We start from the raw sequence: 20,348 nt of genomic DNA, 5'->3' as shown, positions 1-20,348 counted from the left end.
TGGCATGAGCGCGCTGGTCGAAGCGAGCGGCCTGACGATGGAGTTCGGCGGCCCCAGCCTCTTCGCGCCGCGACGCCGGCCGGTGCGCGCGGTGGCGGGCGTGGATCTCGCCATCCGGCGCGGCGAGGCGCTGGGCCTGGTCGGCGAGAGCGGCAGCGGCAAGTCCACCATCGGCCGGCTGCTGCTGCGGCTGCTGCGCCCCACCACCGGCAGCGTGCGCTTCGACGGCGCGGACATCACCGCGCTCGATCGCGGCGCGCTGCGGCCGCTGCGGCGCCGGATGCAGATGGTGTTCCAGGACCCCTTCGGCAGCCTCAATCCGCGCATGACGGTCGGTGCCGCGATCGCCGACGGCATGCTGCTGCACGGCATCGCCCCGCGCGACGAGGCGCGCGCGCGCGTGGCCGCCTTGCTGGCGCGCGTGGGGCTGCCGCCCGAGGCGGCGGCGCGCCCGCCGCGCGCGCTCTCCGGCGGGCAGCGCCAGCGTGTCGCCATCGCCCGCGCCCTGGCTGTGGAGCCCGAATTCCTGGTGGCGGATGAGCCGGTCTCCGCCCTCGATGTCTCGGTGGGCGCGGAGATCCTGGCGCTGCTGCGCGAATTGCGCGCGGAGCGCGGTCTTGCGCTGCTCTTCGTCTCGCACGACCTCGGCGCGGTGCGCGCGCTCTGCGACCGCGTCGCGGTGCTCTATCTCGGGCGGGTCATGGAGGAGGCGCCGGCGGAGATGCTGTTCCGCGATCCACGCCATCCCTACACGCGCGCGCTGCTCTCCGCCTCGCCGGGGCGGCCGGGGCGCGCGCGTGGACCGCGCATCGTGCTCTCGGGCGAGATCCCGAGTCCGGCCGCGCCTCCCTCGGGATGCGTGTTCCGCACGCGCTGCCCCCATGCCCTGCCTGCCTGCGCGGACCAGGTGCCGGCGCTGCGCGACCTGGCGCCGGGCCGGCGCGCGGCCTGCATCCGCGACGATCTGGTGCTGCGATGACCCAACGGATTCTGGTGATCGGCGGGGGCGGCTTCCTGGGCAGCCGCGTGCTGCGTGCCGCGGTGGCGCAGGGCATCGCCGGCGCGAGCTTCGGGCCGGCCGGGCGCGACCTCGCCGCCGATCTCGACATCGCGCGCTTCGACGGGGACGCGCAGGACAGCGGCGCGCTGGCCGCGGCGCTCGCTGCCTTCCGTCCGGAGGCGGTGATCTGGGCCGCGGGCTACAATCCGACCGGCGACGGGCTGGCGCGCACCGCCGAGGGCGATGTGGCGCGCGCCGTCGCGGTGAATGCCGGTGCCTTCGCCGCAACCCTGGCGGCCTGCGCCGCGTCCGGCGTCGCGCGCGTGGTGCAGTGCGGTTCCACCGTGGTCTTCGGCCCGGCCTCGGACTACCGCGCGACGCGCGTGGACGAGGCAGCGCCGCCCGCGCCGCGCACGGCCTATGGGCTGACCAAGCTGATGGCGGAGCAGGCGGCGCAATGGGCGGTGGATGCGCTCGGCCTCGACGTCGTGACGCTGCGCCTTCCCTTGGTGTTCGGGCCGGGCCGCTGGTACGCCGGCGCCGCCGGCAGCTATGCCCGCATGCTGCGCGCGGCGGCGGATGGGACAGACCTGCTCGAGGAGGTCTCGCCGGTCTCCTTCGATGTCGTGCATGGCGACGACGCCGCGGCGGCGCTGCTGCTGCTCGCCGCGCGTCGCGGGCCGCCGCGCGTGCTGAACATGGCCGGGCTCACCACAAGCCTGCCGGGCATCGCCGCCGCGCTCTCGCCGAAGCTGCGGGCCGTGGTCGTCCCTGGGCCGGCCGCCTTCCCGCTGGTGGACGACACGGCGCTGCGCGCGCTCGGCTGGGCGCCGCGACGCGGCCTGGCCGATATCCTGGACGACACGCTGGCAGAGATGAGGAGAGGCGCATGAGCCACGAGGCAAGGCTGACGGAACTCGGGATCACGCTCCCGCCCGTCGCCGCCCCCGCCTTCGACTATGTGCCGGCCGTGGTGCATGGCGGGCTCGTCTGGATCAGCGGGCAGCTGCCGCGCGCGGCCGATGGATCGCTGCCGCATCTCGGGCGGCTCGGCGACGACGTGGATGTGGAGACCGGTCGCCGGGCCGCGGAGCTCTGCGCCCTGCAGGCGCTGGCCGTGCTGCGCGCCGCCGCCGGCTCGCTCGACCATGTGGCGCGCGCAGTCAAGGTGACGGGCTTCGTCGCCTCCGCGCCCGGCTTCATCGAGCAGCCGAAGGTGATCGACGCGGCGTCGAACCTGCTCGGAAAGGTCTTCGCGGAGGCGGGGCGACATGCGCGCAGCGCCGTCGGCGTGGCGATGCTGCCGCGCGGCGTGCCGGTGGAGATCGAGTTCGTCTTCGCGCTGAAGGGTGCCTGAGCATGGCCTGGCTTGAACTGGCGGAGATGACGACGGTCGAGTTCGCCGCGGCGAAGCCGCGCCTGGCACTGCTGCCGGTGGGCGCGACGGAGCAGCACGGCCCGAACATGCGGACGTCCACCGACTACGTCATCGCGCACCGCATCGCGCAGCGCCTGGCGGAGGCGGTGGGACCGGAAGCGGTGGTGCTGCCGCCGCTGCCCTACGGCCTGTCGCGCCACCACATGGGCTTCCCCGGCACGATCACGCTGTCCGAGGAGACCTTCCTCGGCTGCTGCGTGGATGTCGCGCGCAGCATGAAGGCGCATGGCGTCACGCATCTGCTGCTGGTGAACGGCCACAACGGGAACACCACGGCGCTGGCCGTCGCGGCCTCCCGCATCCTGTACGAGGTCGGGATGCAGGCGGCGGTCGGCTTCTATTTCCAGCAGGCCGCCGACCGGGTGAAGGCGCATGGCAGGACGCCGCGCTTCGGCCATGCTTGCGAGGTCGAGGTCTCCGTGGCGCTCGCCGTGGCGCCGGAACTGGTGCGGCGCGACGCGCTGGCGCCGGGCGAGATGATCCCGATGGACCTGCCGCTCGGCACGAACGAGCAGCCCTTCTTCCTGCAGGTGCCGATCCCCTTCCACGAGCAGACGCGCAATGGCGTCTTCGGCGATGCGCGCCTCGCCACGGCCGAGGCCGGCGAGGACATCGTCGCCACCGCCGTCGCGCGCACCGTCACCTTCATCCGCGCCTTCCTGCAGCGCTGAACAGACCAAAGGGAGAGAAAGACGATGTGGACGCCTTCGATAACCCGCCGCGCCGCACTGCTCGGCACGGCCGGGCTTCTCGCCGCCCCCGCCCTGCCCCTGGCGCAAGGCGCGGCGCTCGACATCTACGGCCCCGCTGACCCGCAGGCGCGCCGGGGCGGGACGCTGACAGTCGCGATCGCCAACGAGCCGCCCAACCTCGATCCGTTCCACCAGGCCGGCGATGCGCGCACCGCCGTGACGGTCCTGATGTATCAGGGCCTGATGTACGAACACCCTTCGGGCGAGGCGCGGCCGCTGCTGGCGGAGAGCATGCAGATCTCGCCCGACGGGCTGACCTACACCTTCCGCCTGCGCCGCAACGTCACCTTCCACACCGGCCAGCCGATGAGCTCGGCCGATGTGAAATACAGCTACGACTACATCCGCGACGCGTCCAACGGCAGCCCGGGTGCCGCCGACTTCGGTGCCATCGCGGAGATCGCGACACCTGACGACCATACGGTAGTGATCCGGCTGAACCGGCCGAACGCATCCCTGCCCATGACACTGACCAACCGCTTCGGCTGCGTCGTGCCGAAGGACACCTTCGCGGCGCAGAATGCGCGCGCGCGGCTGTCGCAGCAGTCCGTGGGGACCGGCCCGTTCCGCCTGGCCGAGTTCCGCCCGCAGAGCCACATCCGGATGCAGCGCTTCCCGCAATACTGGGAGGCGGGTCAGCCCTATCTCGAGGCCATCCTGTTCAGCACGCAGCCCAACGCCGCGAGCCTGCTGCAGGCGCTGCGCAACCGGCGCGCCGATGTCGCGCTGCTGCCACGGCCGCAGGATGCCGAGCAGCTGCGCGACGTGCAGGGACTCAACATCGGCACGGCGCCGTCGCTCCGCCAGAACACGCTCGACCTCGACGGCAATTTCGCGCAGCTGCGGGATGTCCGCGTGCGCCAGGCGATCGCGCTGTCCATCGACAAGGAGGCGGTGATGCAGGCCTCCATCGGTGGCCACGGCACGGTTCTCGGCACCACCGTCGCCGCCATGCAGGAAAGCTGGGGCGCGCCGCTGAACGAGCTCGCCACGCAGCGCCCGGACCTCGACCGCGCCCGCGCGCTGCTGGCGGAGGCGGGGCATGGCGGCGGCTTCCAGCTCGACCTGGTCAGCATCATCGGCTTCGAGTGGATGGACCCGGCGGCGGTCACCATCGCGCAGCAGCTGCAGCGCGTCGGCATCCGGCTGAACATCCAGCGCGTCGAGCTCGGCGTGTGGCTCAATGCCTTCCGCACGCGCAACATGCGCTTCACCTTCAACGACTGGGGCACGCAGCCCGATCCCCACATCCTCTACTACCGGCACTTCCGCAGCCCGCCGCAGGGCGCGGACTTCCGCAACTGGAACAACGCCGAGGCGGACCGCCTGCTCGACCAGGGCATGGAGACGTCTGACCCGGCGGAGCGACGCCGCATCTACGTCCAGCTGCAGAAGCTGATGAGCGAGACCGTGCCCACGATCATGCTGTTCTCGCCGAACCTCGTCACCGTCACGCAGTCGCGCGTGCGGAACTACGCGCAGCACCCGACCGGCTGGTGGTTCGGGCTGGCGCGCAGCTGGATCGCGGCCTGAGGCGATGCTCGGTGCGCTCGCCGGCAGGCTTGGTGCGGCGGCGGCGACGGCGGTGCTCTCGACCGCCGCCGTCTTCCTGCTGATCCGTGCCGTGCCGGGCGACGTCGTCGGCGAGATGCTGGGCCAGAGCGCCGGCGACCAGGCGGCGGAGGCTGCGCTGCGCGCCTTCTTCGGCCTGGATCGCCCGCTCTGGCAGCAATATCTTGGCTGGGCGGGCGACGTTCTGCGCGGGGACCTCGGCGACTCCTGGCGACAAGGCCTGCCGGTGGCCGGGATCGTCGGCGAGGCGTTCCTGGTGACGCTGCAGATCGGCCTGGTCACGCTGGCGGTCGCGCTGCTGGTCGGCGTGCCGCTCGGCGTCGTCGCCGGCGTGCGCCAGGGGCGCTGGCCCGACCTGGTGGTGGAGGCGTTCTCCCTTCTCGCATTGTCGGCGCCCGTGTTCTGGACGGGCATGGTGCTGCTGATCGCCGCCGGCGCCTGGCTCGGCTGGTCGCCGCCGCTGATCTATGCGGGACCGGGCGAGAACCTGTCCGACAACCTGGAAAGCATCGCGCTGCCGGTGCTGGCGCTGGCGCTGCTGCAGGCCGCGGCCTATGCGCAGTTCGCGCGCCAGCAGACCGCGATGGTGATGCGGCAGGATTTCATTCGCGCAGCGATCGCCCGCGGCCTGCCGGCGCGCTTGGTCTATGGGCGGCATCTGCTGCGCAACGTGGCGATCCCGCTGGTCACCTTCGCGGGCGTGATCCTGGTGCAGATCCTGGGCGGCGTGGTGGTGGTCGAAACCCTCTTCGCCATACCGGGCCTGGGCCGCACGCTCCTCGCCGCGATCCAGGCACGGGACTATCCGGTGCTGCAGGGCGCGCTGCTGGTCGCCGTGCTGATCGCGCTGCTGGTCAACCTGCTGGTGGACCTGCTCTACGCCGCGATCGATCCGCGGGTGCGCGGCGCATGAACCGGCGCGCGCGCATCGAATACGGCCTCGGGCTTGGCCTCGCCGGGCTGCTGCTGCTTGTCGCCATCGCGCCGGGCCTCTTCGCCGGCGCGCCGGACAGCGTGGACATCGCGCGCCGCCTCGCACCGCCCTCCGCCGCCAACTGGTTCGGCACGGACGAGACGGGGCGCGACGTCTATGCGCGCGTGGTGCACGGGGCCGGCACCACGCTCGGCATCGTCGGCGCGGCGGTGCTGCTTGCCGCGCTGATCGGCGGCGTGGCTGGCGCGGTGGCGGGCTTCTTCGGGCGGCTGGGCGACATGGCGCTTTCCCGCGGCGCAGACGCGCTGCTCGCCTTCCCGCCGATCATCCTCGGCGTGGTGGTCGCGGCGACGCTGGGACCGGGGGCGGTGAACCTGGTGCTGGCGCTCGGCATCATCTACGCGCCGGTGTTCTTCCGCGTCGCGCGTGCCGCGGCGCTGGGCGAGGGCGCCCGCGCCTATGTGGAGGCCGCGCGCGCGCTCGGCCATGGCGAATGGGCGGTGCTGCTGCGCCATGTCGGGCCCAACGTGCTGCCGACGGTGCTGCTGCAATGCGTGATCCTCTTCCCCCTCGCGCTGCAGATCCAGGCGGCGCTGGGCTTTCTGGGGCTTGGCGTCCCGCCCCCCACGCCCGACTGGGGCGCGAGCCTTCAGGAGAGCCGCAACTACATGACGGCCGCACCTTGGCTCGCAATCTTCCCGGGCCTTGCCCTTCTGGTCGCTGCGCTTGCGGCGATGCTGCTCGGACGCGGCTTGCAGGCGCGGGCGTGATGCGCGGGGCGCACCACGCCCCGGGCCACCACGCTCAGTGCAGCGTGTAGCCGCCATCCACGACGATGTCGTGGCCGAGCAGGAAGGTCGCCTCCGTCGTGAGCAGGAAGGCGACCACCTCGGCGATCTCCTCAGGCCGGCCAAGCCGTCCGGCCGGCACGCGCCGCAGCCGATCCTCGGCGACCCCGGGACGGTCATGCGCACCGGAGAGGATCGGCGCGGTCGCTGTCGGCCCGGGGCTGACGGCGTTGACCAGGATGTTCTCCGGCGCCAGTTCGAGCGCCATGCACTTCGTGAGGTGAATCAGTGCCGCCTTCGTCAGGCCATAGAGCGCGCGGTCCTGCGCGGCGACGGAGGCGAGCTGGCTCGCGACGTGCACGATCCGGCCGCCGCCCTGGCGACGCATGGCGGGCAGCACCGCCTGGCTCGTCAGGAAGGGGGCGCGCAGGTTCACGGCCACGACCTCGTCGAACTCCGTGGCCGTGAAGCTGCCGAAGGGCTTGCTCAGGCGCATGCCGGCATTGTTGACCAGCGCGTCGACGCGGCCGAAGGCGTCGAGTGCGCGGGCGACCATCGCCTCCGCCGCGGACGCCTCGCGCAGGTCGGCAATGAGGCCCTCCACCTTTCCGGGGTCGCGCGCGATGGCGCGGCATTCGGCGACCACCCCGGCGAGCGACGCCTCCGGCCCCTCCGCGACCAGCAGCAGCCGCCATCCGTGATGCGCGAGCCGCCTTGCGATGGCGGCGCCGATCCCGACCGGGGAGGATGCGCCGGTGATCAGCGCGACCGGACCTGGCTGCGTCATCTGCTGCTCCTGGGTGCGCGGCGACGGGTTGGCGGGTGTCTCCGCGCCGGGCTGCCTTCCAGATCGCAGCCGGGCCGGCAAGGTAGCAGCATGCTGTGCCGTCGGCGCAGCAGGGCCAAGCCATTTCCGGCACCCCGGATGTAGAGGCCCGCCGTGCTTCGGCCTGTCTTGCCGTGGCTTCGGCGCGTCAGCTGCCCTCCGCGATCCGGCGCAGCGATGCCGTTCGGGAGATCGCGCGGGCAGCGAGCGCCTGCAGCTCTCGCATCACCTCATCCGAGCGGGCGGCCTCGGCAGCGTCCAGATAGGCTTCGACAGTGCTTTCGGAGAGGCGCAGCGCCTCCTCCATGGAGGCCGGGACAACGGCGCTGCCGCTCGGTAGCCGCAAGTCTTCGCCGGCCGCCGCGGAGGCCCTGGCCACCCGTTCAGCCATCGCCACGGCATCCGCCGCCAGGCCGCTCAATTCGGCCGGCGCAGCCGGGCTGCGCGCAAGTTCGGCCAGCAGAGCGGCCAGCGCCGCCTCCGCATGCGCAGCCTGGTCGAGAGGCGAGCGCCGTTGCATCGAACCGGAGTCCGCACCGCCTGCGCTTCGGCCCGCGTGGTAGGCAAGGCGGCGCTCACGGCGCAGCAGCGTGGCATGCCGCAGTTCCTCGGCCGCCATCCGCTCCGCCGCCTCGCGGATCTCGGCATCCTCCGCCTGCGCGGCGATGTAGGTCCAGAGGGCGAAGGCACGCTCCTCGTTGCGCACGGCCATGGACAGCGCGCGATACGCCGAGGCGAGCCTGGACGAGGCGATCCCGCGCGCCTCCTCCTCGTCGAAGGTCTCGGGGGGTTGCCAGCGGATCATGTCCGGATCGGGCGCATGGCCGGTGCGGGCCTGGGACCACGCCATGACATGCTCGGCATGGCCGCGCTCCTCGTCGGCGAGGTGCTCGAAGGCCTGGGCGACCGATGCGAGGCCGGCCGCGCGCATCTCGGCCGCGAGCTCGGCGTAGCGTGCCGCGGCCTCCTCCTCCAGGGCCTGCGCCATGGCGAAGAGCTCGCCGAGCGAACGCATGGGAGCGGGCGGCTCGTTCTTCAGCAGCGACATGGCAGTCTTCCTTCCGCCAAGGCTCGTTGGCCACGGAACGCCCCCGGCCGACAGGCGTTCGACGGAAGGAGAAGGATCGCCAGGCCGCGGCGGAGCATCGCCGCGCCTGGCCAAGGACAATACGGGCCGCAGCACAGCGCTTGGCCCTGCCCCTTGAGGAAGGTCAGGCGTGCGAGGCGAGTTGCGGTTGGCTTACCAGCATCCGGACCGGACCCGTCGCAGCCGGCGTACCGGCGGCAAGACATGCTTTCTGCACCTTCTGCTGCTGCTGGGCTGGCTCTGCGTTTGCGCCCATCCCGCCAAGGCTGCGCGCCTTGCGGAGTTCCTGCCAGGCGTCACGCCCGCGGAGATCTTCCCGGGCGCGGACCGTATCGGGCCGCCGCAGGGCGACCCGCCCCTCGCGCCGGTATATGCGGGCGACCGGCTGCTCGGCCATGTCTACCTGAACGCCGACGTCACCGACGCCACGGGCTATTCCGGCAAGCCGATCCACATCCTCGTCGCCATCGACACCGGGGGCGTGATCCGCGGCGTGCGACTGGTGGATCACAAGGAGCCCATCGTGCTGATCGGCATCCCCGAACAGCGCGTGGTCAGCGCGATCAACAGCCTGGTCGGTGCCGAGATCGCCCCGGTGGTGCGAGGCGAGGCGAGGCCGCCGCAGACGGACATCGTCAGTGGCGCGACCGTGACGGTGCTGGTGATGGCGGACAGCGTCGTGCGCTCCGCGGTGCGGCTCATCCGTTCAGGACGCCTCGGCGGCACCGCACCGGCTGAAACGGCGGCAACACCCGCCACGGCTCCGGCCACGCTTGCGACCGGCCCCGGCGAGGTGCGGGACTGGGAGAGCCTGCTGGGCGACGGATCCGTGCGCCGGCTCCACCTCAGCATCGGCGAGGTCAACGACGCCTTCCGGCGCGGCGGCAACCAGGCGGCCGCCGACAGTCCGGAACCGGGCGACGAGGACGAGACCTTCATCGATCTCTACGCCGCCCTCGTCAGCGTGCCGACCATCGGGCGCAGCCTGCTCGGTGATGCCGCCTATGAGCAGTTGAGAAGCAGGCTGGAGCCCGGACAGCAGGCGATCCTCGTCGCCGGCGAGGGCGTCTATTCCTTCAAGGGCTCGGGTTATGTGCGCGGCGGCATCTTCGACCGGATCGAGCTGATCCAGGACGGGCGCACGCTGCGCTTCCGCGACCGCGACCACACGCGGCTCGGCGACATCGCCGCGGACGGCGCGCCGCGGCTGCCGGAGATCGCGCTGTTCACCGTGCCGCCGCAGTTCGGGATGGACCCCACGGCGCCGTGGCAGACACAGCTCCTGATCCAGCGCGCGATCGGCGCGCGCGAAAAGGCCTTCCTGCCTTTCGAGCTGGGATACCGGTTGCCGGAGCGATACATCGACCGCCCTTCCCCGCCGCCCGCCGCGCCCGTCGCGGCCGCGCCGCCAGCGATCGGCGCAGGCCCGGAGACGGCGACGGACGGCCCGCTCGACGAACCGCTCTGGCAGCGGATCTGGCGCACGAAGACCTGGGACATCGGCATCACGGCCGTGGCGCTCGGCGTTCTGACGGGGATCTTCTTCTTCCAGGACCAGCTCGTGCGCCGTCCTGCGCTCTACCGGTGGGTGCGGCGCATCTTCCTGATCTGGACGCTCGTCTGGCTCGGCTGGTACGCGAATGCGCAGCTTTCGGTGGTGAACGTCATCACCTTCGCCAGCGCGCTGGTCACCGGATTCAGCTGGACCTACTTCCTCGCCGCGCCGCTGATCTTCGTGCTCTGGACGGGCGTCGCGGCGGCGCTGATCTTCTGGGGCCGCGGCGTCTTCTGCGGCTGGCTCTGCCCGTTCGGCGCGCTGCAGGAACTGCTCGCGACGGTGGCGCAGAAGCTGAAGGTGCCGCAGATCACCGTGCCCTGGGGCCTGCATGAGCGGCTCTGGCCGATCAAGTACATCATCTTCCTCGGGCTCTTCGGCGCCTCGCTCTACTCCGTCGCGCTGGCCGAGCAGCTGGCCGAGGTCGAGCCCTTCAAGACGGCCATCATCCTGAAATTCGACCGCACCTGGCCCTTCGTGCTCTACGCCGTCGGCCTGCTGGCGGCGGGTCTATTCATCGAGCGCTTCTTCTGCCGCTACCTCTGTCCGCTGGGTGCGGGCCTCGCCATCCCCGCGCGGATGCGAACCTTCGAGTGGCTGAAGCGCTGGCCAGAATGCGGCAGCCCCTGCCAGCGCTGCGCGCGCGAGTGTCCGGTCCAGTCCATCCATCCCGAGGGCAACATCAACCCGAACGAGTGCATCTACTGCATGCACTGCCAGGAACTCTACCGCGCGGAGGATCGCTGCCCGCACAACATCCAGAAGCGGCTGAAGCGGGAGAAGGCGATCGCGATGAGCGCCGTGCCGCTTCCGGCGAAAGGCGCCAAGGGGCCGCCGAAGACCGTCATCACCAGGACCACCGGGACGCCGTCGACGCCGCCGGCGGCAACGCAGGGCCCATGAAGGAGGAAGCCATGTCCGACGACCGCGAGCCCAAGGGGATGAACCGCCGACGGCTGCTCGGCACGACCGCGGCGGCCGGTGCCGCCGGGGCGGCAGCCGCCGGCACCGTGACGCACCTGGTCGGGACAGCGGAAGCGCAGGACCGCCGCCGAGAGGAACGCGACGACAGGTCGCGCCCGCAGCGCCGCCCCGAGCGGCAGAGCAACGAGGTGCATCCCGGCGAGCTCGATGAATACTACGTCTTCTTCTCCTCCGGGCAGAGCGGCGAGGTGCGGATCTACGGCATGCCCTCGATGCGCGAGCTGATCCGCGTGCCGGTCTTCAACCGCGACAGCGCCACCGGCTGGGGACAGACCAATGAGAGCCTGAAGGTGCTGACCGAAGGCCTGACGCCGGAAACGAAGACGCACCTCGCCAAGCTCGGCAAGGTCACCTTCGACAGCGGTGACCTGCACCACCCGCACCTGTCCTTCACGGACGGCACCTATGACGGGCGCTACCTGTTCGCGAACGACAAGCTGAACACGCGGGTGTGCCGCATCCGCCTCGACGTGATGCGCTGCGACAAGATCATCCAGCTGCCGAACCAGTTCACCGTGCATGGGCTGCGCGTGCAGAAATATCCGCGCACCGGCTACGTCTTCTGCAATGGCGAGGACCGCGTGCCGGTTCCGAACGACGGGCGCGACCTCGACAGGCCCGATGCCTATCGCTCGATCTTCACCGCGGTGAACGGCGACACGATGCAGGTCGCCTGGCAGATCGTGGTGGATGGAAACCTCGACAACACCGATGCCGACTACCAGGGCAAGTATGCCTTCTCGACCTGCTACAATTCCGAAGGCGGCGTCACCCTCGCCGAGATGATGTCGGCCGAGCAGGACTGGGTCGTCATCTTCAACCTGCAGCGGATCGAGGAGGCGGTGCGCCAGCGCAACTACCGCGAGATCGGCGGCGTGCCCGTGCTGGACGGCACGCGCGGATCGCCGCTGACGCGCTACGTGCCGGTGCCGAACAGCCCGCATGGCATCAACACGGCGCCCGACGGCATCCATGTGGTCGCGAACGGAAAGCTCTCGCCCACCGTCACCGTCTTCGACGTCCGCCGCTTCGACGACCTGTTCGACGACAGGATCCAGCCGCGCGACGTGGTGGTGGCGGAGCCGGAGCTCGGCCTAGGGCCGTTGCACACCGCCTTCGACGGCAAGGGCAACGCCTTCACCACGCTGTTCATCGACAGCCAGGTTGTGAAATGGAACATCGAGACGGCGAAGCGCGCCTTCCGCGGCGAGCGCGCGAACCCGATCATCCAGAAGCTCGATGTCCACTACCAGCCCGGCCACAACCACAGCTCCATGGGCCAGACGAAGGAGGCCGACGGCAGGTGGCTGCTGAGCCTCAACAAATTCTCCAAGGACCGCTTCCTCAATGTCGGCCCGCTGAAGCCGGAGAACGACCAGCTCATCGACATCTCCGGCGATCGCATGGTGCTGGTGCATGACGGGCCGAGCTACGCGGAGCCGCATGACGCGACCATCGTCCACCGTTCCAAGATCAACCCCGTGCATCGCTGGACGCGGGACGATCCCTTCTTCGCCGATGCGGTGAAGCAGGCCCAGGCCGATGGCGTGAACCTGATGGAGGACAGCAAGGTGGTGCGCGACGGCGGCAAGGTGCGGGTCTACATGACCTCCATGGCGCCGCAGTACGGGCTCGAGAAGTTCAACGTGCGGCAGGGCGACGAGGTGACGGTCTATGTCACCAATGTCGACGACGTGGAGGACCTGACGCACGGCTTCGCCATCAGCAACTACGGCATCAGCATGGAGGTGCCGCCACAGGCGACGTCCTCCGTCACCTTCAGGGCGGAGCGCCCGGGCGTCTACTGGTACTACTGCACCTGGTTCTGCCACGCCATGCACATGGAGATGAAGGGCAGGATGCTGGTGGAGCCGCAGAACGCGTGATGCGCGCGGCCGCCCCTCTCGTCCTTCTCCCAGCGCTGCTGCTAGGCGGCGCGGCCGCGGCGCGCGGCACCGTCGCACCGGGAGAGGACATCGGGGCGGCCATCGCGTCCGAAGCGCCGGGCGGCGTGGTCGAGCTGCTGCCCGGCCTGCACCGCGGCCCCGTTTCGCTCGACCGCGCCGTCGCGCTGGTGGGGCAAGAGGGCGCCGTCCTCGAGGGGCCGGGCAACGGCAGCGTCGTGACCATCACGGCCGAGGGCGCCGCGGTGCGCAACCTGACGATCCGCGGCTCCGGGTCGCGGCTCGAGGCGATGGATTCCGCCGTGCTGATCCGACAGAGCGCAAAGGGCGCGGTCGTCGAAGGGAACCGGATCGAAGGCAACCTGTTCGGCGTCTATGTCCATGGTGCGGAGGGCGGGGTGGTGCGCGGCAACACCATCACCGGACGCAGCGGCGGCCGCATGTCGGAACGCGGGGATGGCGTGTCGGTGTGGAACGCGCCGGGCGCGCGGGTGGAGAACAACGACATCCGCTTCGGGCGCGACGGCATCTTCGTCAAGGTGAGCCGACGCAACCTCTTCGCCGGCAACCGCCTGCGCGACCTGCGCTTCGCCATCCACTACATGTACGCCAACGACAGCGAGGTCAGCGGCAACGCGTCCTTCGGCAATCACGCCGGCTACGCCATCATGTATTCGCAGCGCCTGCGCGTGCGCGGCAATCTCTCGGATGGCGACCGCGACCACGGACTTCTCTTCAACTACGCCAATGGCTCCGAGATCACGGGCAATCGGGTGATCGGCCGCGCGGGCGGCTTCAGGGCGGATGAGGACTCGGACTCGACGGCGCGCGAACACATGCCTGCGGGAGCCGGCGGCGGCACGGCGGGCGGACCCGCACCCGGGAAATGCGTCTTCATCTACAACTCCAACCGCAACCGCTTCACCGGCAACCGCTTCGAGGGCTGCGGCATCGGCGTGCATTTCACCGCGGGGTCGGAGGGCAACGCGATCACCGGCAACGCCTTCATCGGCAACCGGACGCAGGTGAAATACGTCGGCACGCGCCACCTCGACTGGTCGCGCGACGGACGCGGGAACTACTGGTCCGACAACCCGGCCTTCGATCTGGACCGGGACGGCATCGCGGACGCCGCCTACCGCCCGAACGACCTGGTGGACCAGGTGCTATGGACCGCGCCGCGCGCCAAGCTGCTGCTGAACAGCCCGGCCGTGCAGGTGCTGCGCTGGGCGCAGTCGCAATTCCCGGCCATCCTGCCGGGCGGCGTGGTGGACAGCCGCCCGCTGATCACAGCGCCGCCCCTGCCCGATGCCGCGCCGAGGTGGCGTCCGTGAAGGCCGACATTCCCGCGGTCCAGCTGGAACGGGTCGCGAAGCGCTACGGCGCCGTGGAGGCGGTGCGCGACGTGTCCTTCTCGCTGCCGCAAGGCGGGCGCGTGGCGCTGGTCGGCCATAACGGCGCGGGCAAGACGACGCTGATGAAGCTGATGCTCGGCCTGGCGCGGCCGAGCGCCGGGCGCCTGCTGGTCCTCGGCCGCGATCCATCCGAGGGAGCGGCCGAGACGCGTCGGCGCATCGGCTGGCTGCCCGAGAGCGTCACCTTCAACGGCGCGCTGACCGGGCGCGAGATCCTGCGCTTCTTCGCGCGCCTGAAGGGCGAGAATGCGGCCGCCGCGGATGCGATGCTGGACCGCGTCGGCCTCGCCGAAGCGGCACGGCGGCGCGTCGGCACCTACTCGAAGGGCATGCGCCAGCGCCTGGGCCTGGCGCAGGCGCTGATCGGCGCGCCCCGCGCCCTGCTGCTGGACGAGCCGACCACCGGCCTGGATCCCGAGATGCGACAGGGCCTCTACGACATCCTGGCCGGGCTTTCCGGCGCGGGCACGACGGTGCTGCTCTCCTCCCACGCGCTCGAAGAGCTGGAAGGCCGCGTGGAGCGCGTTGTCATTCTCGATCGCGGCCGGCTGGTGGCCGACGGCACGCTGGCGGAGCTTCGCGCGCTGGCGCGCCTGCCAGTGCGGCTGCGCCTGACGCTTGCCGGTGCGACGCCGCCGGATTGGCTGGCATCCGCCGGCGGGCTTCGCCGCATCGCTGCGCGGGCCGTCGAGATCCCCTGCGCGCCGGAGGACAAGATGGCGCTGCTGCGTCGCGCGGCGGAGGATCCCGCCATCACCGATATCGAGCTGCAGGCGCCGACGCTGGACGAGCTCTACGCGCATTTCCTGCGCGGCCAGGGAGGAGAGCGGGGGGGCACCGCATGAACGCCGCCCTGCTCGTCGCGGGCAAGGAGGTACGCGAAGGCGTGCGCAACCGCTGGGTCATCGCGGCCACGCTGCTGCTGGCGGCGCTCGCCCTGACGCTCGCGTTCCTGGGCGCCGCGCCGGCCGGGCGCGTCGGCGCCAGTGCGCTGGACGTGGTGGTGGTCAGCTTGTCCAGCCTCTCGATCTTCCTGCTGCCGCTGATCGCGCTGCTGATCTCCCATGACGCGGTGGTGGGCGAGATGGAGCGCGGCACCATGCTGCTGCTGCTCTCCTATCCCGTCGCGCGCTGGCAGGTTCTGGGCGGCAAGTTCCTCGGCCAGGTCGCGATCCTGGCGGTGGCGACCGTGTCCGGCTACGGCGCGGCGGGCGCCGCGCTGGCCGTGGCGGGTCACGATGTCGGGCCGGAAGGCTGGTGGGCCTTCGCGCAGATGATCGGCTCCTCGGTGCTGCTCGGGGCGGCCTTCGTGGCGCTCGGCATGCTGGCCAGCGCGCTGGTCAGGGATCGCGGCACCGCCGCCGGCATCGCGGTCGGGCTTTGGCTGCTGATGGTGCTGATCTGGGACATGGCGCTGCTCGGCCTGCTGGTCGCGGATGCGGGCGAACGCATCACCGCCGGCATGTTGGACGCGGCGCTGCTGCTCAATCCGGCCGATGCCTACCGCCTCCTCAACCTGGCGGGCCTGCCGGGCCTCGGCGAGCTCTCCGGCATGGCAGGGGTCGCGGAAGGCACGGCGCTCGGGCCGCCCGTGCTGCTCGCCGCGCTGCTGGCCTGGGTGCTGGTTCCCCTCGCCGCGGCAGCGGCCGTCTTCGCGCGGAGGGAGTTGTGAAACGCCGGGATGTCGTGCCGCTCGCCGCCCTGCTGGCCCTCGCCTCCCTAGCTGGCTGCGACGACGAGCAGGCAGCCGCCGCGCCGCCGCCACCGGCGGCGCTAACAGGCGACGCGGTGGGGCATTTCTGCGGGATGACCCTCGTGGAGCATGCGGGGCCCAAGGGCCAGGCGCTGCTGCGCGGAGAGGCTCAGCCGGTCTGGTTCTCCTCGGCCCGCGACACCATCGCCTACACCCGTCTGGCCGAGAGCCCTCGGAACATCGCCGCGCTCTATGTCTCCGACATGGCGAAGGCGGAAAGCTGGGACGATCCGGGCGCGACGAACTGGGTGGACGCGCATCGCGCCTTCTTCGTGCTCGGCAGCGATCGCAGAGGCGGGATGGGCGCCGAGGAGGCAGTGCCCTTCTCCGAGCGTAGCGCGGCCGAGCGCTTCGCCGCGGAGCATGGCGGGCGCGTGCTGACCTTCGACGAGGTGCCGCGCGACTGGGCGCTGGGTGGCGAAGCTGCCGGCGCCGCTGCTGCCGCGGAACGCGGACCGGGAGAACGCGCAGCGGAACATCCGCCGCCGCATTCGCATTGAACGGGAGGGAGGACATGCAGCCCACCACATACTCCCGCCGTCGTGTCCTCGGCATCCTGGCAGCCGCGCCCGGCCTTGCCCTGCCCGGAGCACCGGAGGCGGTCGCCGTCGCAGCGCCTGCCATCACCTGGACCGGCCCGGTCCTCGGCGCGCTCGGCCGGATCACCCTGTTCCACCCCGACCAGGCGCAGGCGGAGCGGCTGGTCGCCGCGGCAGCGGCAGAGATCCACCGGCTTGAGGCGATGTTGAGCCTCTGGCGCGAGGACAGCCTGCTGTCGCGCCTGAACCGTCGCGGCGTGCTGGTCGCGCCACCGCCGGAAATGGTGCGACTGCTGTCGCGCGCGATCGAGGCTGCGGAGGCCACGGGCGGCGCCTTCGATCCCACGATCCAGCCGCTCTGGATGCTCTACGCCGCGCATTTCGGCGCGCGCGGCGCGGACCCCGCGGGTCCTGCGCCGGCGGCACTGCAGGCGGCGCTGGCGCAGGTCGGGCATCGCGGATTGCGCGTCTCCGCGGACCGCGTGGCGTTCACGCGCCGCGGCATGGCGCTGACCCTGAATGGCATCGCCCAGGGCTACATCACGGATGCCGTCGTCGCGCTGCTACGTGCCGGCGGGGTGGCGCGGACGCTGGTGGACCTCGGCGAGGCACGGAGCCTCGGCGTGCCGCCCTCGGGCCGTCCCTGGCGCGCGGCGCTCGGTGACCCGGAGGCGCCGGGGAAGAACTGGGACGAGGTGGATCTGACGGACCGCGCCCTCGCCACCTCCGGCGATGCGGGCTTCGTCTTCGACCCCGCCGGACGCTTCACCCATCTGCTGGATCCGCGCAGCGGCCGCAGCCCGCGGCTGCACCGCGCCGTGTCGGTGCTGGCGCCGGACGCGACCTGGGCCGATGCGCTCTCCACCGGCTTCGCGCTGATGCCGGAAGAGGCCATCGCCGAAGCGCTGTCGGATCGGCCGGATATCGAAGTGCGTCTGCTGCGGCACGACGGCACGTCCGCGCGGATCGGCGCGGGCTGAGCACGCCGCGCGAAGCGCTGCTCAGTGCTCGCGCGCGCGGAACACGAACGCCGCCGCGACCAGGCTTGCGCCTGTCCAGAGCGTGACCGCCATCGGCCAGCCCCAATCCGGCGGCGCGACGGCGCGGATGATCGCCGCGGCACCCATCAGGCCCGCCACGACCGGCGCGGCACGCCGCGGCATCGCCCGGCCCTCCCGCTGCGCGGCGGCGCGCATGGTCATCACCAGCAGCGTTCCACCGATCCCGCCAATGGTGGCGAGGTGCAGGGCCGCAAGCCCGGGAAGCGGAATGAGGCCGGCCGCTGCCATCCACCACGCCACAAAGCCCAGCCCGAGCCAGAGCTGCCCGGCCGCCAGCGCGAGGACATCACCACCGCTGCGACGCAATCCCGGGATCCACAACGCCACCCTGTAGCCGAGCAGCACGCCGCCTGCCGCGAACAGCGTCGCGCCGACCAACGCCGCATCTGCAGCGGCCTCCGCGACGAAGCCCGCGGCGAGCAGGCCCAGCAGGGCCGCTTCCAGGCCCGGCCGCGGCGGGATGCGCCCTCCCCCGCCGCGCTGCGCCGCCCCGGACGCGGCGGCGCTCAGCAGCCGCCCGCCCATCGCGGCGATCAACAGCACCACCAGGCCGAGGCCGAGCCAGACGCCCGCTTCCGTCATCCGATCCCAGGAGTGGAACTGGCCCAGCAGGAACAAGGCATCGGCGGCGACGAAGCCGCCGAGCAGCACGGGGAAGACCACATTGCCCGGCCGCTTCACGCCGCGCAGGAAGGCGCGCGCGGCAGGCAGCACGATCGTGGCCGTTGCGGCGACAGACAGCGCGGCGCGGAGCTCGTCGGCTACTCCGGGCACGAGGATGGCCGCGCGCGCCGCGAGCCAGGCGAGGGCGCCCGCAGCCAACAGCCGCATGCCGACGCTGCTGAGGAGATAGCCGCCGATCACGGCAATTGCCTGGCCGAAGATCATCTCATGCGCGTGCCAGGCTGCGCCGTCCGAGAGCGGCACGCCGAAGAGGACCCAGGCGAGGAGGAAGACGGCGCCCTGGGCCGTGGCCAAGCCGAACATCAGGCGATGAGAGGAAAGAAAGCGAGGGTGCTTCATGCCATGGACCGTGGCTGCTCCGCGCGCCTGGAGGGCAACACACCACCGGCGGCCATCGAGCACCAGCGTCAGCCCGCGACTCTCGGTGGCACATGGCCGCGAGCATCCAATCGCCCATCGCCGTCCCGGAATGGGCAGAGCCTGGGCTGGGAGTCAGAGCGAAGCACGGCGACGTAGCGCCTGCGGCCGGCGGGCCGCCCTCAGAGAGCCAGCGCGTCGTCCTCCCAGGGTCCTCGGGAAAAGGCAGCGACGTGGAAGCTGCCGTCATCGGCCCACAACACGCTCAGCACCCGGGTTCCGGACAGCCACACGTCGAGGCCGTAGGGCAGGTCCGGCTCGGTGTGCTGCCGCTTCAGCGCTTGGCGGTAGCCGGGAGAGGAGGCCTCGCCCGGCTGGAGGTCGTTGAAAGGCGTCCAGTGTTCGAAGCCCCAATCGCCCGGGCGCCACGTGACGACGCGAACGGCGTCACGCTGGATCTCGATGGCCCCTCGCGTGCGGATAAGGGGCACGAGGTGATCGCGCAGTGCGAGCGCGTCGCCATCGCCAGAAGCCACGAGCCGCAGCGTCATGGAGCCTCCCTGTCGCCCGAAGAGCAGAACGTGCAGGCCGCACCGGTGACCCGTTCTTCCCCCAACCCAGGTCGCGGCGCGTCTTCAGGCGCCGCGCAGCCTAGCACGTGGCATCCTGAGCGCGTGAGCATCACGGAGGCTCGCTGGACGCCTGCTGCAACGTGCTTGCTCCCGCGCAAGCTGCCGCTCTCCGCTGTTCTCCAGCCCAAGCAACGGCGCGGCTCCACTGCATATCGACAGCCGGCGGACCCGCAGAGAGCAACAAGGGAAGGGTTGCCGCGCGGGCCGAAGGGTTCATACAATACGTCATCGGTGCTCCCCACGCCGGCTCAACCCGCTGTTTCCGCGGCCGGAGAACTTTCTGCATGACCTTTGGGGTTCAACCGCATTCCTTTGCCCAGGCCGCGCCAGACCAAACACCTGCTGCTGATGCTCGATTGCTCAGCCTCTGCGCCGCCTTCATCGCTTCCGCTCAGGCCCGCTCCATCGAGGGCGCGCGCCTCGACAGCATGCCGTGGTGCGCTGCAGTCGATGGCGGCTACAGCGAACTCTGCCGGGGTGAACCGGCACACAGGAGCATGCTTGCCGAGATTCTTTCCTCGACGCCCGCGACTGCATTGGGGCTGCTGGCGAAGGCCCATGCCGTCCGGGTGTATCGGCGAGATCCCGAAAGCGAGCCCGTGAGTTACGCCGCGCTGGCGGACGACATAATCCGGCTTTTCGATCCAGCCGCCGCATGTCCCGAGATCGCGAACGCGGGAGAGTCGGACCTGCGCACCGGCGCGCCGAGGCTGCGACATGCCTCGGCGGACGCTTGACGTCCTTCGGCGCTGGACGCCGGCACCCGATCACCGTCTGCAGGTTGGAAAGGCAGCGAGGATCGCTTGTGCCTGACCCGGATCGCGCCCATGGATGATGCTGGCACGGACGACCAGCTTCCCAATGCGACGTCCCAGCCCAGGCACGCGACGCCGATCCTGTCGCAGAAAGGACACCGAGAACCGATGGCAAACCTACCGCCACTTCCGCCGGCGGGCCGCGCCCCTCAGGGAGGCCAGAACGCAGCAGGTGGCAAATCCAACCCGAAGGATTCCCGCGCGGGTGGAAAGCACAACGTCACCCCGAAACAGGGCGGCGTCAGCAAGACC

The 20,348-nt window shown here is 71.2% G+C and carries 19 protein-coding genes; 15 read left to right on the top strand and 4 right to left on the bottom strand.

Going from position 1 to position 20,348, the window contains the following annotated elements:
* Positions 1–4: 4 nt before the first annotated feature.
* Genes DFH01_RS20370 through DFH01_RS20340 form a run of 7 tightly spaced genes read left to right on the top strand, consistent with a single transcriptional unit; the run spans position 5 to position 6,466 of the window.
* Positions 5–979 carry an ABC transporter ATP-binding protein gene (locus DFH01_RS20370; RefSeq protein ID WP_233256199.1) on the top strand — a complete coding sequence of 325 codons (975 nt, stop codon included), beginning with the start codon at positions 5–7 and terminating at the stop codon, positions 977–979.
* The gene (locus DFH01_RS20365) at positions 976–1,893 is read left to right on the top strand and encodes an NAD-dependent epimerase/dehydratase family protein (protein ID WP_109872286.1); all 918 of its coding nucleotides are present in this window, start codon (positions 976–978) and stop codon (positions 1,891–1,893) included. Before DFH01_RS20370 ends, DFH01_RS20365 begins: the two co-directional genes overlap by 4 nt.
* The gene (locus DFH01_RS20360) at positions 1,890–2,357 is read left to right on the top strand and encodes a RidA family protein (RefSeq protein ID WP_109872285.1); all 468 of its coding nucleotides are present in this window, start codon (positions 1,890–1,892) and stop codon (positions 2,355–2,357) included. Before DFH01_RS20365 ends, DFH01_RS20360 begins: the two co-directional genes overlap by 4 nt.
* Positions 2,358–2,359: 2 nt before the next feature.
* Positions 2,360–3,109 (top strand): creatininase family protein, encoded by a 750-nt coding sequence (locus DFH01_RS20355; RefSeq protein ID WP_109872284.1) that lies wholly within the window; start codon positions 2,360–2,362, stop codon positions 3,107–3,109.
* A 24-nt stretch (positions 3,110–3,133) separates the two neighbouring features.
* Entirely contained in the window at positions 3,134–4,723 is a 1,590-nt protein-coding gene (locus DFH01_RS20350; RefSeq protein ID WP_109872283.1) for an ABC transporter substrate-binding protein, read from the top strand.
* Positions 4,724–4,727: 4 nt separating this feature from the next.
* Positions 4,728–5,675 carry an ABC transporter permease gene (locus DFH01_RS20345; RefSeq protein WP_109872282.1) on the top strand — a complete coding sequence of 316 codons (948 nt, stop codon included), beginning with the start codon at positions 4,728–4,730 and terminating at the stop codon, positions 5,673–5,675.
* Positions 5,672–6,466, top strand: coding sequence for an ABC transporter permease (locus tag DFH01_RS20340; RefSeq protein ID WP_109872281.1), 795 nt, complete (start codon positions 5,672–5,674; stop codon positions 6,464–6,466). The genes DFH01_RS20345 and DFH01_RS20340 overlap by 4 nt, the downstream gene beginning before the upstream one ends.
* Before the next feature lie 34 nt (positions 6,467–6,500).
* Here DFH01_RS20340 and DFH01_RS20335 read toward each other — a convergent pair whose 3' ends face one another.
* Together DFH01_RS20335 and DFH01_RS20330 are read right to left on the bottom strand one after the other, a co-directional pair.
* Complete coding sequence (locus DFH01_RS20335; protein WP_109872280.1) at positions 6,501–7,271, bottom strand: SDR family NAD(P)-dependent oxidoreductase; 771 nt, start codon at positions 7,269–7,271, stop codon at positions 6,501–6,503.
* Between the two features lie 187 nt (positions 7,272–7,458).
* Positions 7,459–8,358 (bottom strand): ferritin family protein, encoded by a 900-nt coding sequence (locus tag DFH01_RS20330; RefSeq protein WP_109872279.1) that lies wholly within the window; start codon positions 8,356–8,358, stop codon positions 7,459–7,461.
* A gap of 169 nt (positions 8,359–8,527) precedes the next feature.
* On the opposite strand from DFH01_RS20330, the gene DFH01_RS20325 reads away from it, so the two are divergent.
* From DFH01_RS20325 to DFH01_RS20295, 7 genes are read left to right on the top strand one after another with little or no spacing between them, the layout of a single operon-like run.
* Positions 8,528–10,855: a NosR/NirI family protein gene (locus tag DFH01_RS20325; RefSeq protein ID WP_233256198.1), complete on the top strand. Its 2,328-nt coding sequence runs from the start codon at positions 8,528–8,530 to the stop codon at positions 10,853–10,855.
* An 11-nt stretch (positions 10,856–10,866) separates the two neighbouring features.
* Complete coding sequence (gene nosZ / locus DFH01_RS20320; protein ID WP_109872278.1) at positions 10,867–12,822, top strand: TAT-dependent nitrous-oxide reductase; 1,956 nt, start codon at positions 10,867–10,869, stop codon at positions 12,820–12,822.
* Positions 12,822–14,174 (top strand): nitrous oxide reductase family maturation protein NosD, encoded by a 1,353-nt coding sequence (locus tag DFH01_RS20315; protein ID WP_109872277.1) that lies wholly within the window; start codon positions 12,822–12,824, stop codon positions 14,172–14,174. The genes nosZ and DFH01_RS20315 overlap by 1 nt, the downstream gene beginning before the upstream one ends.
* Positions 14,162–15,100 (top strand): ABC transporter ATP-binding protein, encoded by a 939-nt coding sequence (locus tag DFH01_RS20310; RefSeq protein WP_233256197.1) that lies wholly within the window; start codon positions 14,162–14,164, stop codon positions 15,098–15,100. Before DFH01_RS20315 ends, DFH01_RS20310 begins: the two co-directional genes overlap by 13 nt.
* Positions 15,097–15,927: a DUF2705 family protein gene (locus DFH01_RS20305; RefSeq protein WP_109872276.1), complete on the top strand. Its 831-nt coding sequence runs from the start codon at positions 15,097–15,099 to the stop codon at positions 15,925–15,927. The genes DFH01_RS20310 and DFH01_RS20305 overlap by 4 nt, the downstream gene beginning before the upstream one ends.
* The gene (locus tag DFH01_RS20300) at positions 15,924–16,508 is read left to right on the top strand and encodes a nitrous oxide reductase accessory protein NosL (protein ID WP_109872275.1); all 585 of its coding nucleotides are present in this window, start codon (positions 15,924–15,926) and stop codon (positions 16,506–16,508) included. Before DFH01_RS20305 ends, DFH01_RS20300 begins: the two co-directional genes overlap by 4 nt.
* A 14-nt stretch (positions 16,509–16,522) precedes the next feature.
* Positions 16,523–17,527 (top strand): FAD:protein FMN transferase, encoded by a 1,005-nt coding sequence (locus DFH01_RS20295; RefSeq protein ID WP_109872274.1) that lies wholly within the window; start codon positions 16,523–16,525, stop codon positions 17,525–17,527.
* 21 nt (positions 17,528–17,548) lie between these two features.
* Here DFH01_RS20295 and DFH01_RS20290 read toward each other — a convergent pair whose 3' ends face one another.
* Positions 17,549–18,631, bottom strand: a complete 1,083-nt coding sequence (locus tag DFH01_RS20290; protein WP_109872273.1) for an NnrS family protein — start codon at positions 18,629–18,631, stop codon at positions 17,549–17,551.
* A gap of 200 nt (positions 18,632–18,831) precedes the next feature.
* Positions 18,832–19,200, bottom strand: coding sequence for a hypothetical protein (locus DFH01_RS20285; RefSeq protein ID WP_109872272.1), 369 nt, complete (start codon positions 19,198–19,200; stop codon positions 18,832–18,834).
* Between the two features lie 365 nt (positions 19,201–19,565).
* Here DFH01_RS20285 and DFH01_RS20280 point away from each other — a divergent pair, with 365 nt between their 5' ends.
* On the top strand, positions 19,566–20,018 hold the full coding sequence (locus tag DFH01_RS20280) for a hypothetical protein (protein ID WP_146217103.1): 453 nt from the start codon (positions 19,566–19,568) through the stop codon (positions 20,016–20,018).
* Positions 20,019–20,348: the final 330 nt, after the last annotated feature.

This window comes from Falsiroseomonas bella (assembly GCF_003173615.1).
GTDB lineage: Bacteria > Pseudomonadota > Alphaproteobacteria > Acetobacterales > Acetobacteraceae > Falsiroseomonas > Falsiroseomonas bella.
This window is presented reverse-complemented; position numbering and strand designations above follow the sequence as displayed.

Bases quoted from the DNA above. Each gene is read 5' to 3' on its own strand.
- DFH01_RS20370 (WP_233256199.1), top strand. From the start codon at position 5: ATGAGCGCGCTGGTCGAAGCGAGCGGCCTGACGATGGAGTTCGGCGGC.
- DFH01_RS20365 (WP_109872286.1), top strand. From the start codon at position 976: ATGACCCAACGGATTCTGGTGATCGGCGGGGGCGGCTTCCTGGGCAGC.
- DFH01_RS20360 (WP_109872285.1), top strand. From the start codon at position 1,890: ATGAGCCACGAGGCAAGGCTGACGGAACTCGGGATCACGCTCCCGCCC.
- DFH01_RS20355 (WP_109872284.1), top strand. From the start codon at position 2,360: ATGGCCTGGCTTGAACTGGCGGAGATGACGACGGTCGAGTTCGCCGCG.
- DFH01_RS20350 (WP_109872283.1), top strand. From the start codon at position 3,134: ATGTGGACGCCTTCGATAACCCGCCGCGCCGCACTGCTCGGCACGGCC.
- DFH01_RS20345 (WP_109872282.1), top strand. From the start codon at position 4,728: ATGCTCGGTGCGCTCGCCGGCAGGCTTGGTGCGGCGGCGGCGACGGCG.
- DFH01_RS20340 (WP_109872281.1), top strand. From the start codon at position 5,672: ATGAACCGGCGCGCGCGCATCGAATACGGCCTCGGGCTTGGCCTCGCC.
- DFH01_RS20335 (WP_109872280.1), bottom strand. From the start codon at position 7,271: ATGACGCAGCCAGGTCCGGTCGCGCTGATCACCGGCGCATCCTCCCCG.
- DFH01_RS20330 (WP_109872279.1), bottom strand. From the start codon at position 8,358: ATGTCGCTGCTGAAGAACGAGCCGCCCGCTCCCATGCGTTCGCTCGGC.
- nosZ (WP_109872278.1), top strand. From the start codon at position 10,867: ATGTCCGACGACCGCGAGCCCAAGGGGATGAACCGCCGACGGCTGCTC.
- DFH01_RS20315 (WP_109872277.1), top strand. From the start codon at position 12,822: ATGCGCGCGGCCGCCCCTCTCGTCCTTCTCCCAGCGCTGCTGCTAGGC.
- DFH01_RS20305 (WP_109872276.1), top strand. From the start codon at position 15,097: ATGAACGCCGCCCTGCTCGTCGCGGGCAAGGAGGTACGCGAAGGCGTG.
- DFH01_RS20295 (WP_109872274.1), top strand. From the start codon at position 16,523: ATGCAGCCCACCACATACTCCCGCCGTCGTGTCCTCGGCATCCTGGCA.
- DFH01_RS20290 (WP_109872273.1), bottom strand. From the start codon at position 18,631: ATGAAGCACCCTCGCTTTCTTTCCTCTCATCGCCTGATGTTCGGCTTG.
- DFH01_RS20285 (WP_109872272.1), bottom strand. From the start codon at position 19,200: ATGACGCTGCGGCTCGTGGCTTCTGGCGATGGCGACGCGCTCGCACTG.
- DFH01_RS20280 (WP_146217103.1), top strand. From the start codon at position 19,566: ATGACCTTTGGGGTTCAACCGCATTCCTTTGCCCAGGCCGCGCCAGAC.